This is a genomic window from Streptomyces sp. NPDC003691, assembly GCF_053981115.1.
On sequence record NZ_JBSFNQ010000079.1, the window covers coordinates 20,078 to 34,357 of the forward strand.

At 74.6% G+C, this 14,280-nt stretch carries 9 protein-coding genes; 5 read left to right on the forward strand and 4 right to left on the reverse strand.

Annotated elements, in window-relative coordinates; all coding sequences use genetic code 11:
- Positions 1–38: 38 nt before the first annotated feature.
- On the reverse strand, positions 39–566 hold the full coding sequence (locus tag ACWDR0_RS27850) for a pyridoxamine 5'-phosphate oxidase family protein (protein ID WP_456354539.1): 528 nt from the start codon (positions 564–566) through the stop codon (positions 39–41).
- Between the two features lie 309 nt (positions 567–875).
- On the opposite strand from ACWDR0_RS27850, the gene ACWDR0_RS27855 reads away from it, so the two are divergent.
- Complete coding sequence (locus ACWDR0_RS27855; protein ID WP_456354540.1) at positions 876–3,872, forward strand: bifunctional [glutamine synthetase] adenylyltransferase/[glutamine synthetase]-adenylyl-L-tyrosine phosphorylase; 2,997 nt, start codon at positions 876–878, stop codon at positions 3,870–3,872.
- 305 nt (positions 3,873–4,177) lie between these two features.
- On the opposite strand, the gene ACWDR0_RS27860 is transcribed toward ACWDR0_RS27855, so the two are convergent.
- Positions 4,178–4,795 carry a TetR/AcrR family transcriptional regulator gene (locus ACWDR0_RS27860; RefSeq protein ID WP_456354541.1) on the reverse strand — a complete coding sequence of 206 codons (618 nt, stop codon included), beginning with the start codon at positions 4,793–4,795 and terminating at the stop codon, positions 4,178–4,180.
- A gap of 155 nt (positions 4,796–4,950) precedes the next feature.
- On the opposite strand from ACWDR0_RS27860, the gene ACWDR0_RS27865 reads away from it, so the two are divergent.
- The 3 genes from ACWDR0_RS27865 (at position 4,951) to erm (ending at position 9,112) form a co-directional block, all read left to right on the forward strand.
- Entirely contained in the window at positions 4,951–6,450 is a 1,500-nt protein-coding gene (locus ACWDR0_RS27865; RefSeq protein ID WP_456354542.1) for an APC family permease, read from the forward strand.
- Positions 6,437–8,014 carry an amidohydrolase gene (locus tag ACWDR0_RS27870; protein WP_456354543.1) on the forward strand — a complete coding sequence of 526 codons (1,578 nt, stop codon included), beginning with the start codon at positions 6,437–6,439 and terminating at the stop codon, positions 8,012–8,014. Before ACWDR0_RS27865 ends, ACWDR0_RS27870 begins: the two co-directional genes overlap by 14 nt.
- A gap of 285 nt (positions 8,015–8,299) precedes the next feature.
- Positions 8,300–9,112 (forward strand): 23S ribosomal RNA methyltransferase Erm, encoded by an 813-nt coding sequence (erm, locus tag ACWDR0_RS27875; protein ID WP_456354544.1) that lies wholly within the window; start codon positions 8,300–8,302, stop codon positions 9,110–9,112.
- Between the two features lie 157 nt (positions 9,113–9,269).
- Here the strand turns inward: erm and ACWDR0_RS27880 are convergent, their stop codons facing one another.
- A complete protein-coding gene (locus tag ACWDR0_RS27880) occupies positions 9,270–9,821 on the reverse strand; it encodes a beta-class carbonic anhydrase (protein ID WP_456354545.1) in 552 nt (183 codons plus the stop codon).
- 292 nt (positions 9,822–10,113) lie between these two features.
- Here ACWDR0_RS27880 and ACWDR0_RS27885 point away from each other — a divergent pair, with 292 nt between their 5' ends.
- Positions 10,114–10,347, forward strand: a complete 234-nt coding sequence (locus ACWDR0_RS27885) for a hypothetical protein (RefSeq protein ID WP_456354546.1) — start codon at positions 10,114–10,116, stop codon at positions 10,345–10,347.
- A gap of 111 nt (positions 10,348–10,458) precedes the next feature.
- Here the strand turns inward: ACWDR0_RS27885 and ACWDR0_RS27890 are convergent, their stop codons facing one another.
- Entirely contained in the window at positions 10,459–13,950 is a 3,492-nt protein-coding gene (locus ACWDR0_RS27890) for a BTAD domain-containing putative transcriptional regulator (RefSeq protein WP_456354547.1), read from the reverse strand.
- Positions 13,951–14,280 lie beyond the last annotated feature (330 nt).

Below are 14,280 nucleotides of genomic sequence, written 5' to 3' on the forward strand. Positions count from 1 at the left end.
GTCCTGGGGCGGGGAAGTACGGGGTGGAACGGGTGTCGTCACTCCGCGGCGGGGAAGCGGAACCGGGTCTGCGCGTACGGGTCCTTGGCGAAGGCGAAGACCGTGCGGGGCTCGACCCGGAAGACCAGCGCCGGACCGCCCTCGCCGTCCAGGACGCCGTCGCCCACCTCGAAGGTCCAGTCCGCGCCGTACTTGGCGACATAGGCGTCCGCGAGCGTCCGCAGCACCGCGCCGTCGGTCACCCGGCCGGCGGTGCCCTCCACGACCAGGTCGCAGCCCTTGGCCAGGGAGTTGGTCCCGGTGGTCAGCACGACCTCCGGGTTCTCCCGGAGGTTCCCGGCCTTGCGCTCCCCAGCGCCGGTGCAGAAGTGCAGCCGCCCTTCGTGCCGGACCGTGATCAGCGGGGTGACGTGCGGGCGGCCGTCCGGCCGTACGGTCGACAGCCAGAAGATCTCGGCCTCGTCGAGCAGCCGGTCGGCCGTGGCCCAGTCCAGGGCCCGGGCCGCCGGGTCGCTGAAGCCGGTGGCGATCTCGCCGGCGGGTGCGGGTGGCGTGGGTGGTGTCATGGGTGCGTTTCTCCTCGGGAACCGGATCCGGTCCGGCCGCCGCTGCTGTCTCCGGGCGGCGGTCGGCCGGGCGCGGGGTCCGGTCGTCGAACGGGGATCTTCTGACAAGGTGCCGGTTCCGACTCCGGACCGCGCGCCAACTCATCGGTGCGCACAGAACTTTCACACATTTGTTCGAATGACTTCGGGGGTGCGGGTACCGTACGGCCCGGCGGATCCCGGCCGGTCCGGCGGACTCCGCACGGAGCGGGCGCCACGGGTTGGCTAGGCTCGATGCTCTGACCTCGAACCCTCGACGGGAGCGGCGGAATGACGACGGTGCCGGTGCCGGGACGCAGGAGCAGTACCTTCAGCCGACTGCTGCGGCACGGTTTCACCGACCCCGCCGCGGCGGAGCGCCTCCTCGGGCTGCCCGCGCTGGCGTCCGTACGCGAGGACCCCCTCCTCCTCGACGCGCTCGGCGCCACCGCCGACCCGGATCTGGCCCTCACCGGACTGGTCCGGCTGGCCGAGGCGCAGCCCGAAGGGGACGGCCGGGTCCTCCTCGACACCCTCACCACCGCCAAACCCCTGCGGGACCGGCTCCTCGGCGTCCTCGGCGCCTCCGAGGCGCTCGGCGACCACCTGGCCCGCCACCCCGGCGACTGGCGCGCCCTGGCCACGTACGAGGCGGCCGATCTCCACCCCGGCGTCGCCGAGTTCGAGGACTGCCTCGCCGAGGCCACCGACCCGGTCGCCCTGCGCGTCGCCTACCGGCGCTGTCTGCTCTCCATCGCCGCCCGCGACGTCTGCGCCACCACCGATGTCGCGCAGACCGCCGCCGAACTCGCCGATCTGGCCATCGCGACCCTCCGGGCCGCCCTCGCCATCGCCCGCTCCGCCGCGCCCGAGGACGCCGGCCGCTGCCGGCTCGCCGTCATCGCCCTCGGCAAGTGCGGCGGCCAGGAACTCAACTACGTCTCCGACGTCGACGTCGTCTTCGTCGGCGAACCCGCCGGGGGCGCCGACGAGAGCACCGGCCTCCAGGCCGCCACCCGGCTGGCCTCCCATCTGATGCGGATCTGCTCGGAGACCACCGTCGAGGGCACCATCTGGCCCGTCGACGCCAACCTCCGGCCCGAAGGGCGCAACGGGCCCCTGGTCCGGACCCTCTCCAGCCATCTGGCCTACTACCAGCGCTGGGCCAAGACCTGGGAGTTCCAGGCACTTCTCAAGGCCCGGGCGGTGGCCGGCGACCCGCTGCTCGGCGAGGAGTACATCGAGGCCGTGTCACCGCTGGTGTGGCAGGCCGCCGAGCGGGAGAACTTCGTCGCCGACGTCCAGAAGATGCGCCGCCGCGTCGTCGACAACATCCCGGCCGCCGAGGTCGACCGGGAACTGAAGCTCGGGCCCGGCGGACTCCGGGACGTCGAGTTCGCCGTCCAGCTCCTCCAGCTCGTCCACGGCCGCAGCGATTCGTCGCTCCGCAGCGGCAGCACCCTCGCCGCGCTCCAGGCCCTCGCCGCCGGCGGGTACGTCGGCCGGGCCGACGCCGGCCAGCTCGACGACGCCTACCGCTTCCTGCGCGCCATGGAGCACCGCATCCAGCTCTTCCGGCTCCGGCGCACCCACCTCGTCCCCGAGGACCCCGCCGACCTGCGCCGCCTCGGCCGCTCCCTCGGCTTCCGCACCGACCCCGTCACCGAGCTGAACCGCGAGTGGCGACGGCACGCGTCCGTGGTCCGGCGGCTCCACGAGAAGCTCTTCTACCGGCCCCTCCTGGACGCCGTCGCCCAGCTCGCCCCCGGCGAGGCCCGGCTCAGCGCCAAGGCCGCCGGACAGCGGCTGGAGGCCCTCGGCTACGCCGACCCGGCCGCCGCCCTCCGGCATATCGAGGCCCTCGCGTCCGGCGTCAGCCGCAAGGCCGCCATCCAGCGCACCCTGCTGCCCGTCCTGCTCAACTGGTTCGCCGACTCCGCGGACCCCGACGCCGGACTCCTCGGCTTCCGCAAGGTCTCCGACGCCCTCGGCAAAACCCCCTGGTACCTGCGGCTGCTCCGCGACGAGGGCGCCGCCGCCGAGAACCTCGCCCGGGTGCTCTCCGCCGGACGGCTCGCCCCGGACCTGCTGCTGCGCGCCCCCGAAGCGGTCGCCATCCTGGGCGACCCCGGCGGGCTGCGGCCCCGCGGCCGCGACCATCTGGAACCCGAGGTGCTCGCCGCCGTCAACCGCGCCGACAACGCGGAGGCCGCGGTCGCCGCGGCCCGCGGGGTGCGGCGCCGGGAGCTGTTCCGTACCGCCGCGGCCGATCTCATCGGCTCGTACGGCACCGAGGACAGCCCCGCCGAGACCGACACCGGCGCCCTCGTCGACCAGATCGGCACCGCGCTCACCGATCTGACCGCGGCGACTCTCGCGGGCGCGCTGCGGGCCGCCGTACGGGAACGCTGGGGCGACCGGCTGCCCACCCGGTTCGCCGTCATCGGCATGGGCCGCTTCGGCGGCCAGGAGCTGTCCTACGGCTCCGACGCGGACGTCCTCTTCGTCCACGAACCCCGCGAAGGCGTCGACGACCAGGAGGCCGCGCGGGCCGCCGGGCTCGTCGTCGAGGAGATGCGGCGGCTGCTCCAGCTGCCCACCGCCGATCCGCCGCTCCTCATCGACGCCGATCTGCGCCCCGAGGGCAAGAGCGGCCCCCTCGTCCGCACCCTCGCCTCCTACGAGGCGTACTACCGCCGCTGGTCCCTGGTCTGGGAGAGCCAGGCACTGCTGCGCGCCGCCCCGATGGCGGGCGACGCGGACCTGGGCGCGCGCTTCATGGAACTGGTCGACCCGCTGCGCTATCCCGCCGAGGGCCTGGGGGAGGACGCGGTACGCGAGATCCGGCGGCTCAAGGCCCGGATGGAGTCCGAGCGGCTGCCGCGCGGTGCCGACCCCGCACTCCACACCAAACTCGGCCGCGGCGGGCTGAGCGACGTCGAGTGGACCGTCCAGCTCATCCAGATGCGCCACGGCTGGGCCGAACCGGGCCTGCGGACCACCCGCACCCGCGAGGCCCTGGCCGCGGCCCGGGCGGCGGACCTCATCAGCACGGAGGACGCGCAGATCCTCGACGAGGCATGGGTGCTGGCGTCCCGTGTCCGCAACGCGGTGATGCTGGTCCGCGGCCGCCCCGGCGACACCTTCCCCTCCGACACCCGCGAACTGGCCGCCGTCGCCCGCTACCTGGGCTTCGGCCCGGGCCATGCGGGGGACATGCTGGACCTGTACCGCCGGGTGACCCGCCGGGCCCGCGCGGTCGTCGAATCCCTCTTCTACGACGCGTAGCCGTCTCCCACTGGGGGTAGCGCCGCCCTTGGGCCTCCCGCCCCGGGGCTTCCGCACGGCCCGGCGCGGCCGGGGTCCGTCTCCGGCCGCGCGCCGTGGTCGCTTCTCGCGCAGTTCCTCGCGCCCCCGAACCCCCTTCCCCGGCCGTCCTGGCCAGGACGAGCCCCGTCAGGGGTGTTGGGGGTCCCCATTGCCGAAGGCATAGGGGGCGCGAGGAACTGCGCGAGCAACCGGGCACGGTCCGCGGCCGGGAGCCAGCCGCCGCCCTGCCGGGCGAATCCCGCAACACCTCGGGGCCCGCGGCCTCAGGCTCCCGAGGTCACCCGCAACGCCGCCAGGCGGGCCAGGCAGCCCTCCAGTGCCAGCTCGAACGCCGCGTCCGCCCGGTCCGCCGCCGGGCTCGCGGCCAGGGCCCGGGCCAGCTCCGGTGTTTCGGCCTCGTCCGCCAGGACCCACATCGGCTGCGGTGCCGCCAGGTCCAGCGCCGAGCCCAGGATCAGGTTCTCCAGGGCGATGACCGCCGTCATCACACCGTCCGCCGGGAAGCCCGCCGCCAGCAGGACGCCCACCGCCCGCTCGTACTGGGACAGCACCCGCGGCGCCCGCACCGGGGACGCCATCAGCAGCGGGATGGCCCGGGGGTGGGCCGCGAAGGCCGCCCGGTACGAGCGGGCCCAGCCCGCCAGCGCCGTACGCCAGTCCGGGGCGTCCAGCGACTCCGCGTCGATGCCCGCGCAGACCCGCTCCCGCAGCAGCTCGACGATCCCGTCCCGGCCTTCCACATGGTGGTACAGCGACCCCGTCTGGACCCCGAGCCGCCGGGCGATCGCGACCACACTGAACTCGCCCTCCTCGTCGACGAGTTGCAGAGCGACCGTCGCGATGCGCTCTCGGTCGATCAGCGATGTCCGCGGCCGTCCCATTTTTCCGCTCTCCCTCGGCTCTTCCCGGATCCTCAGCCGGAGGCTACATTGCCAAAAACCGAAACCCTTTAGGTTTCTGTTCCCCCACCGCTCACCGCCGCGAAAGGGCGTCCGCAGGTCCGGTTCCCCGCAGCACCAGGAAGGCCCCCATCCGTATGTCCGCAACCTCCCCAGGGCTCGGAAAAGGCAGGCTCGGCACGTCCGACATCGCCTTCTTCGTGGTCTCCGCGGCCGCCCCGCTGACCGTGATGGCCGGGGTCGCCCCCATCGCCCTCACCCTCGGCGGCATCGGCGCACCCGCCGGATACCTCCTCGCCGGCATCACCCTGGCGGTCTTCGCCGTCGGCTTCACCACGATGAGCCGCCATATCCGCAGCGGCGGGGCGTTCTACGCGTACATCGCCCGGGGCCTCGGCCCGGCGGCCGGTATCGGCGCCGCACTGCTGGCCATGATCGGCTACAACGGCATGGCGATCGGGATCTTCGGCCTGCTGGGCTCCGCCACCGCCGACACCGGCGCCGCGCTCTGGGGCGCGGACATCCCCTGGCTCCCGGTCTCCCTCGCCGGACTGCTGATCATCTGGTACGGCGGCTTCCGCTCCGTCGACTTCGGCGCCAAGCTCCTCGGCGTGCTCCTGGTCGCCGAGACCGGGATCCTGCTGCTGCTCGCGGCCGGTGTGCTGATCGACGGCGGGGCCGACGGGCTGGGCCTGTCGTCCTTCGCGCCCTCCGAGGTGCTGGTCCCCGGCACCGCCGCCGTACTCGCCTTCGCCTTCGCCGCGTTCACCGGATTCGAGTCGACGGTCATCTACCGGCGCGAGGCCCGCGACCCGGACCGTACGGTCCCGCGCGCCACCTACGCGGCCGTCGCCTTCCTCGGCACCTTCTACGCCTTCATCGTCTGGACGGTCGTCCAGGCCTTCGGCAGCGACCGGGTCGTCAAGGCCGCCACCGACGACCCCGGCGGCCTCTTCTTCACCGCCATCACCACCTATGTCGGGGACTGGGCCGCCGATCTGATGCATGTCCTCATCGTGACCAGCATCATCGCCTCGCTCCTCGCCTTCCACAACGCGATCAACCGCTACTCCCTGGCCCTGGCGGAGGAGGGCGTCCTGCCGAAGGCCCTGGGCCGGATCCACCCCCGGCACCGTTCGCCGTACGCCGCCGGGATCGCCCAGACCGTGCTCGGCGCGGCCGTGGTCCTCGGCTTCGCGGCCGCCGGGGCGGATCCGTACACCCAGCTCCTGCTCTGGGTGAACACCCCCGGCATGATCGGGCTGATGGCCCTGATGCTGCTGACCGCGATCGCGGTGCCCTGCTACTTCCGGCGGGTCCGGCACGACGAGGGCGTACTGCGCACGGTGGTCGCCCCGGTCGTCGCGGCCGTGCTGCTCGCCGTGGCGATCTATCTGATCGCCACCAAGGTGTCGCTGTTCACCGGGGCGTCGACCGTGGTCAACACCGTACTTCTGGCGATGGTCCCGGCGGTCTTCCTGACCGGGGTCGTCCTGGCGTTCACACTCAAGCGGCGCCGGCCGGAGATCTACGCCAACTTCGCCGCCGATCCGGACGATCCCGGTCCGGCGGACCCCGCCGGACCCGCAGAGTCCGGCCGTCACACAAGGGAGGCAGTACACCGTGGCAGCAGCTGACATCGTCCTGACCGGGGCGGCGGTCCGCACCCTCGACCCGTCCCGGCCCACCGCGGACGCCGTCGCCGTCAAGGACGGGCTCGTCGTCGCCGTCGGCGGGGCCGAGTCCGTACGGGAATGGCGGGGACCGGGCACCGAGACGGTCGATCTGACCGGGGCCGTCCTCGTCCCCGGTCTGACCGACGCCCACAGCCACCCCGTCTGGGGCCTCGAACTGGCCTCGGGCGCCGATCTGTCGGCGGTCACGGACCTGGCGGGGCTGCTGGCCGCACTGCGGGCCGCGGAGCGCCGCGAGGGCTGGGTACTGGCCTGGGGGCTGGACCACAACGCCTTCGGCGGGCGCGAACCGCACCATGCCCTCATCGAGGAGGCGCTCGACGGCGCGCCCGCGTTCATCCGCCTCTACGACGGCCATTCGGCGCTGGTCAGCGCGGCGGCCCTGAAGGCGGCCGGGATCCACGGGTCCCGGGAGTTCGCCCAGCGCGCGAGCGTGGTGTGCGACGCCGACGGGCGGCCGACGGGCCATCTCATCGAGCACGCGGCCATGGACCTGATGAGCCCGGTGGTGCCGGGCGCGCCGTTCGCCGAGCGCGGCGCGAAGCTGCTGGAACTGCTCTCCGGGATGGCGGCGACCGGTATCGCGTCGGCGCATGTGATGGACCTCGGCGGCGAGGCCCTGGAACTGCTGGCGTCCGTCGAGGAGACGGCGGAGCTGCCGGTACGGCTCCGGCTCGCGCCCTGGTGCATGCCCGGCGCCGGGGACGACGAACTGGAGTGGCTGACCGCGGTCCAGCGCGAGCACGGGCGCGGCTGGCGGGTCGGCGGGGTGAAGTTCTTCATGGACGGCACCGTCGAGGGCGGTACCGCCTGGCTGGAACACGCCGACTGCCACGGCCAGGGCACCGACGCCTTCTGGCCGGACCCGGCCGCCTACAGCGCCGCCGTGCACCGGCTGCACCGCGCGGGCGTCGGCACGGCGACCCATGCCATCGGCGACGCGGCCGTACGGCATGTCCTGGACACCGTCGAGGCGCTCGGCGACCGCGGGCCGGGCGGGCCCGTGCACCGCATCGAACACATCGAGACCGTCCCCGACAACCAGCTCGGACGGTTCGCCCGGCTCGGGGTGGTGGCGTCCATGCAGCCGCCGCACACCGCCTACACCCGCGCCGACCACACCGACGAGTGGTCGAAGCGGCTCGGCGCCGAACGGGCCGCCCGCGCCTGGCGCTGCCGCGACCTCCGGGACGCCGGCGCACTGCTGGCGCTGGGCTCCGACTGGCCCATCGCCCCCTACGACGCCCGCCGGGTGCTCGCCACCGCGCTGGCCCCCCGGGGCGCGGCGACCGGCCACGGGCTGACGGGCCTGATGGCGCTGGAGGGCTGCACCACCCACGCGGCCGCCGCGGCGGGCGAGTCCGCGACCGCGGGCCGGATCGCGGTGGGCCTGCGTGCCGACCTCACCGCACTCGGCGTGGACCCGGTGACGGCCCCCGCTGACGAGATCGCGGACGCACCGGTCCCCCTGACGATCAGCTCGGGCCGCATCACCCACCGCGCCTGACCCGCCGGGGGCGGCCCGGCGCTGCCGCGCGGCCCGCGCCCACCCGGCGGGCCCCTGCCCCGGGGAAATCCGGTTGGCAGGGGCGAGGGCCGCCGATAGCGTTCCGTTCCATGTGTGGAGTTGCAGGTATCGCAGCGATGCGTTTCCGCCCCCTCTAGCGGCGGATTCCCTCCCTTTTTCCAGGGCTTTCGCCGCTTCAGCGTGTACGCGCCGGTTCAGCGCGTACACGCCGGGCGGCCTCCTCGTGCTGCCCGGCTCACCTCGAAGCCGCGGAGACACACTCCCTTGCACTCGCACTCGCACTCGCACTCGCACTCGCACCCCCAGTCCCACTCGCACCGTCCCGGCCGGCACGAACTCGGCCAGAACTTCCTCGTCGACCGGTCCACCATCGACACCATGACCCGGCTGGTGGCCCGCACCCGGGGGCCGATTCTGGAGATCGGCCCGGGCGGGGGCGCCCTCACCCTGCCGCTCCAGGAACTGGGCCGGGAGCTGACGGCCGTGGAGATCGACGGCCGCCGCGCCGGTCGACTGCGCCGCCTGGCCCGGCCGTCCACCACCGTCGTCACCGCGGACTTCCTCCGCTATCGCGCCCCCGACACCCCGCATGTCCTCGTCGGCAACCTCCCCTTCCACCAGACCACGGCCATGCTCCGCCGGGTCCTGCGCTCTCCGGGCTGGACCGATGCCGTACTTCTGGTCCAGTGGGAGGTGGCCCGGCGCCGGGCCGGGGTCGGCGGGGCGACCCTGATGACCGCCCAGTGGTGGCCCTGGTACGACTTCCGGCTGGTCGGCCGGGTGCCCGCGGCGGCCTTCCGGCCCCGGCCGAACGTGGACGGGGGAGTGCTCACGATGACCCGCCGACAGCGGCCCCTCGTCGCCGACCGGGACCGGGCCGGCTACCAGGACCTGGTCGCCCGGGTGTTCAACGGCAGGGGCCGCGGGCTGACGGACATCGTCGGCCATGCCGTCCCCGGGCTGCCGCGGCGGCGGATCGACGACTGGCTCCGCGCGCACCGCATCCCGCGGGGCGCGCTGCCGAAGAATGTCACCGCCGAGCAGTGGGCCGATCTGTACGCACTCCCGCGCAACTGACGGGAACGGCCTGCCCGAAGATCCGAAGAGATCCGAAGAGGTCCGAAGAGGGGAGCGTCGTGCCGCCCGGCCGGGATACGGCTCGGCACGGTGCTCCCCGTTCTATCCCGTCTCTTCATTCCCTTCCCCGGTGTCACACCATCCCCATCCACCCCTTTCACCTCACATGGCTCACCTCATTCAACTGTCCGGTCTCCACATCGAAGACGAAGCCCCGGATGGAGTGCTTGTAGGGAACGAAGGGATCGGCTTCGATACGGCGGATCGACTGCCGGACGTCGTCCTCAAGATCGGCGAATGCCTCGGGCGCCCACGGCGGGCGAATTCTCGTGTCCGCCTCGATATCCGCCTTGAATTCGTCGTCCTTGAAGGTTTGCATACCGCAGTCGGTGTGGTGGATGAGCATGATCCGGCGAGTACCGAGCAGTCGCTGGCTGATAACCACCGACCGGATAGCGTCTTCCGTGACCGCGCCGCCCGCATTGCGGATGATGTGCGCGTCGCCCTCCTTCAGTCCCAGCATGGCGAAGATGTTCAGCCGGGCGTCCATGCAGGCGATCACCGCCAGCTTCCGGGCCGGGGGCAGTGCCAGCGGGCCGCCGAACGCGGCCGCGTAGGTGACGTTATTGCTGAGGTACTCGTCGATCTCGGGCCCCGAGGCCCCGGCCGCACCCGCGGCGCCCGACGCGAACTCCGATGTGTCTGACATACGTTCCTCGCTCATCCGGAAACGGGCTCGGCGCCCGTAGCGGAGGCGTTCTCCGCCCTCACGGGAGAACGTACCCATCCGAAAATCGAACAGAAAAGCATCTGGCGAATGTTCGCCACGGCGGGTCCGGGTGGGCGTCGATTTTCCGCCACCGGGAAACTGTCGCAGAAACGGAAAAGTCTACTGGTGTAGACCTCTTGTGAGCGCCCGGTGACACGGTTATGTTGCTCCCGCACCTCGCTCGCCCCCCGGAGAAACGTCACTTCTTTTCTCGAACAGAGGAGCCGCTTCCATGGTGAAACGTCTTGGTCTTGCCGTTGCTTCCGTCGCCGCTTCCGCCGGACTCGTCCTCGGCACCGCGGGGACCGCCGAGGCGAGCTGGTGGACACCCCGCAGTTACCACGCCACCGTGGCGGAGTGTCAGGCGGCCGGCCAGGCCGGTGCCGCGCAGGGCCTGTGGAGCGGGATCTTCTTCTGCAAGCAAGTTGCGCCCGGCGCGGTGCTGTTGGAGGTCCGCTACTCCTGACCTCCCGCGCGACCCCCGCGCGTCACCACCACCACGCCGCCGTGTCCGCCCGGCCTCCGCGCCCCCCTGTGAAGGAGGGGCGGACACGGACGGCGGCGCCGGTGCGCACCGTCACTCCCGGACGGCGGCGCCCGGCGCCGCCGACCCTCCGGACCCCGCCGCCCCGGGCGCCGTCCCGCCTCCCGCCCTTGCCCCCGGGACCTCCCGTCCGGCCGCGGCACCGATTCCGGTCCCGGCCTCCCGCCCGTCCGCCGCCCGTCCGTCCCCGGCGCCGCTCCCGCCCCCGCCCCCGGCCCCCCGACCGGCCCCCTGCCCGTACGCCGCCCCGGCCTCCGGCCCCCGCGCCCGGCCGCGCGCGAATTCCGCCTCGTACGCCACGGCACCCAGCGCCGACCGCGCCCGCGCGCCGATCCGGTCCACATCGCCCCGCTCGCCCGACGGCAGCGGCACTCCCACCGACTCCCTGGTCCCGGCCGCGGCCCCCAGCAGCCACACCGCCACGACCGCGTCACCGGACAGCAGTTCGGCCCCGGCCAGCCCCTCCAGCGCCAGGGCCAGCGCCCGCGGATCGCCCGTGGCCCGGGCCGCCGCCAGCCCCTCCCGCTGAAGCCGCAGCGCCTCCCGCACCCGCCCCCCGGCCTCGGCGACAAAGCCCAGCTCGGCCAGGACCAGTGGCGGTGCCGTCGGCTCGTACCCCATCCGGACATGCAGCTTCAGCACCGTCTCCCAGTGCTCCTCCGCCGCGTCCAGCCTGCCCTCCCGGCGGGCCCCCAGCGCCAGCCCGGTCTCCGCGTACAGCTCGCCGAAGACGTCCGCCTGCTCCGCAGACAGCCGCCGGGCCCGCTCGTGGAACTCCCCGGCCCGGCCCAACTCCCCGGTCAGCAGCGCGATCCGGCCCAGCCCCGAGAGCTGGAAGGACACCTCGGGCCAGAGCCCCAGGTCCTCCGCCATCCGCAGCCCCTCCCGGTGGAGCCGCCCCGCGACGGTGTACTCGCCCAGCGCCTCCGCCCGGGTCTGGAGCGCGATCATCGCCTGCAACTGCCCCCAGGCGTCGCCCACCTCGCGGAAGAGTGCCAGGCTCCGCTCGCCGTACTCCCGTACCGAGGCGAAGTCCCCCCGGAGCTTCGCCCGGAACGCCAGGGCCGCCAGCGCGGCCGCCGTGCCCCACCGGTCGCCGAGGGCGCCGAACCCGTCCAGCGCCTGCCGCACCAGCTCCTCGCCGGGGCCCGTCTCCGCGATCCCGTACAGATGCGCGCCCAGATACCAGCGGGACCAGGCGAGACCCGCGGGATCGTCCACGCCGTCGTAGCGGGAGAGCGCCGTACGGTACTCGGCCAGGGGATCCCGGGCACCCCCCAGCGCCAGCCGCATCCCGGTCAGCCGGACGGTCGCCGCGGCCACCAGCCGGGCGCGCCCCGCCGCCCCGCCGGGCCCGTCCGTACCGCCCGGAGCCGCGCCTTCCGGCCCGTCCGCACCGTTCGCCGCCATGCCCCCGGGCCCGCCCGGAGCGCCGGGCGACAGTGCCGCGGCCAGCCGGCGGGCCGCCTCCTCGTACCGCCCGCGCAGCCGCCAGTACCAGGTCAGCGCGGTGGCCAGCCGCAGCGAGCGGTCGGTGTCCCCGGCTTCGGCGGCACCGTCCAGCGCCGCCCGCAGATTGGCGTCCTCGGCATCCAGCAGCCGTAGCCACCGGCGCTGTCCATGGCCCTTCAGCAGCGGCTCCGTACGCTCGGCGAACCCCGTGTAGTACTCCCGGTGCGCCACCCGCAGCGCGTCCAGCTCACCGCGCTCCCGCAATTGTTCGAGGGCGTACGCCGACACCGACTCCAGCAGCTTGTACCGCGGCCCCTCCGGGGTGTCCGCGACCACCACCAGTGACGCGTCCACCAGCCCGGCCAGCAGGTCCAGCACCTCGAACCGGTCCACTCCGTCCGCCGGGCAGAGCGCCTCGGCGGCGTCCAGACCGCAGCCGCCGGAGTGCACGGCCAGCCGCCGCAGCACCGTGCGCTCTTGCTCGCCCAGCAACTGCCAGCTCCAGTCGACGACCGCGCGCAGGGTCCGCTGCCGGGCGGGCGCGTCCCGCAGCCCCGACGCCAGGACATGGAACCGGTCGTCGAGCCGGGCCGCCAGCTCGGCCACCCCCAGCACCCGCAGCCGGGTCGCGGCCATCTCCAGCGCCAGCGGCAGCCCGTCCAGCCGTCGGCAGATCGCGGCGACGGTCGCCGCGTTCTCCCCGTCGACGACGATATGCGGCGCGGCCGCCCGGGCCCGTGCGGTGAACAGAGCCACCGCGTCCGCCCCGGCCAGCGGCGGCACCTCGTGCAGCCATTCGCCCCGTACCCGCAACGGCACCTGGCCGGTCGTCAGCACGGTCAGCGAGGGGGCCGCCGCCAGCAGGTCCGTCACCAGCCCGGCGACCGTGTCCACCACATGCTCGCAGTTGTCGAGCACCAGCAGCGCGGGCCGGTCGCCCAGCGCCCGCGCGATGCGGTCCGTCAGGGACCGCGGGCCCGCCGCCGTGCCCGGCGGCGGCGCGATATCGTCGCGTACCCCCAGCGCCGCGGCGACCAGCTCGGCCACCTCCGGCCCGCGGCGGCCCCGGGCCGGGGGCAGCGCGGCCAGCTCCACCAGCCGCACCCCGCCGGGAAACCCGTCGGCCGCCCCGGCCGCCACCGTCAGCGCCAGCCGGGTCTTGCCGACCCCGCCCGGTCCGGTGAGCGTCACCAGCCGATGGCGGCCGAGCGCCGCCCGTACTCCGGCGACGGCCGGATCCCGGCCGACGAGCCCGTCCGGCGCTGCCGCCCCGGGAACGTTCGTCGGCGGCCGGGCCGCGGTCGTCACCGGGGGCGGTACGGCGGCGAGCGCCGGATCCTGCGCGAGGATCGCCCGGTACAGCGCGGCGGGCTCCGGGCCCGGATCCACTCCCAACTGCTCGGCGAGGCGCTCCCGCAGTTCGGTGAAGCTGTGCAGCGCGGCGGCCTGCCGCCCGGCCAGGTACAGGGCCCGGATATGGGCCGTCCGCAGCCGCTCCCGCAGCGGGTGCAGTGCCACGAGGTCGCCCAGCTCGTCGGCGACCAGGGCGTGTTCGCCGAGGAGCAGCCGGGTCTCCGCCTGCTCCTCCAGGACGGTCAGCCGCTGCTCCTCAAGACCGGCCGCGGCGGCCCGGGCGAACTCCTCGTCCGCGAAGTCCGCGAACGCGGGCCCCCGCCACTGCCCCAGCGCGTCGGCGAACAGCCCGGCCCGGATATGCGGGTCGCCCGCGGCCCGGGCCCGGGCGGTCAACTGCCCGAAGCAGTCGGCGTCCACGGAGTCGCGGCCGGCCGTCAGTTCGTATCCGGGCGGGCGGGAGACGACCAGCTCCCGGGCACCGGGCGCCGCCGCCTCCAGCGCCCTGCGCAGGTGCCACACCTTGTTCTGGAGGGCCGCGGCCGGGCGGGCCGGGGGCCGGTCGCCCCACAGCTCCGCGACGAGCCGGTCCGCGGACACCGGACGGCCGCGGTGGGCCAGCAGGGCCGCGAGCAGGGCACGCACCTTCAGCTCGGGCACCCGGACCGTCCGCCCGTCCGCCGCCCATACGGTCAGGGGACCGAGCACTCCGAAACGCATGCAATCACGCTAACCGAGCCCCGCCGCCCACCGCACGGGTGTTCGCCGGGGCCGGGCGGCCGGCTCCCGGGCCGGACCCGGCCGGGTGCCGTGGCGGGGAGCGGGGCCGTACGGCGGGCACCGCGAGGGGCCGAGAGCGCACCGGGAGCGGACCGAGAGCGCCGCCGCGCACGCTGGTCCGCAGCCGGTGGCCGTACCGCCGGAGCAGATCCGGCACCACCCGCGGCCCCCGCCGCCCCCCCCCCCCCCCCCCCCCCCCCCCCCCCCCCCCCCCCCCCCCCCCCCCCCCCCCCCCCCCCCCCCCCCCCCCCCCCCCCCCCCCCCCCCCCC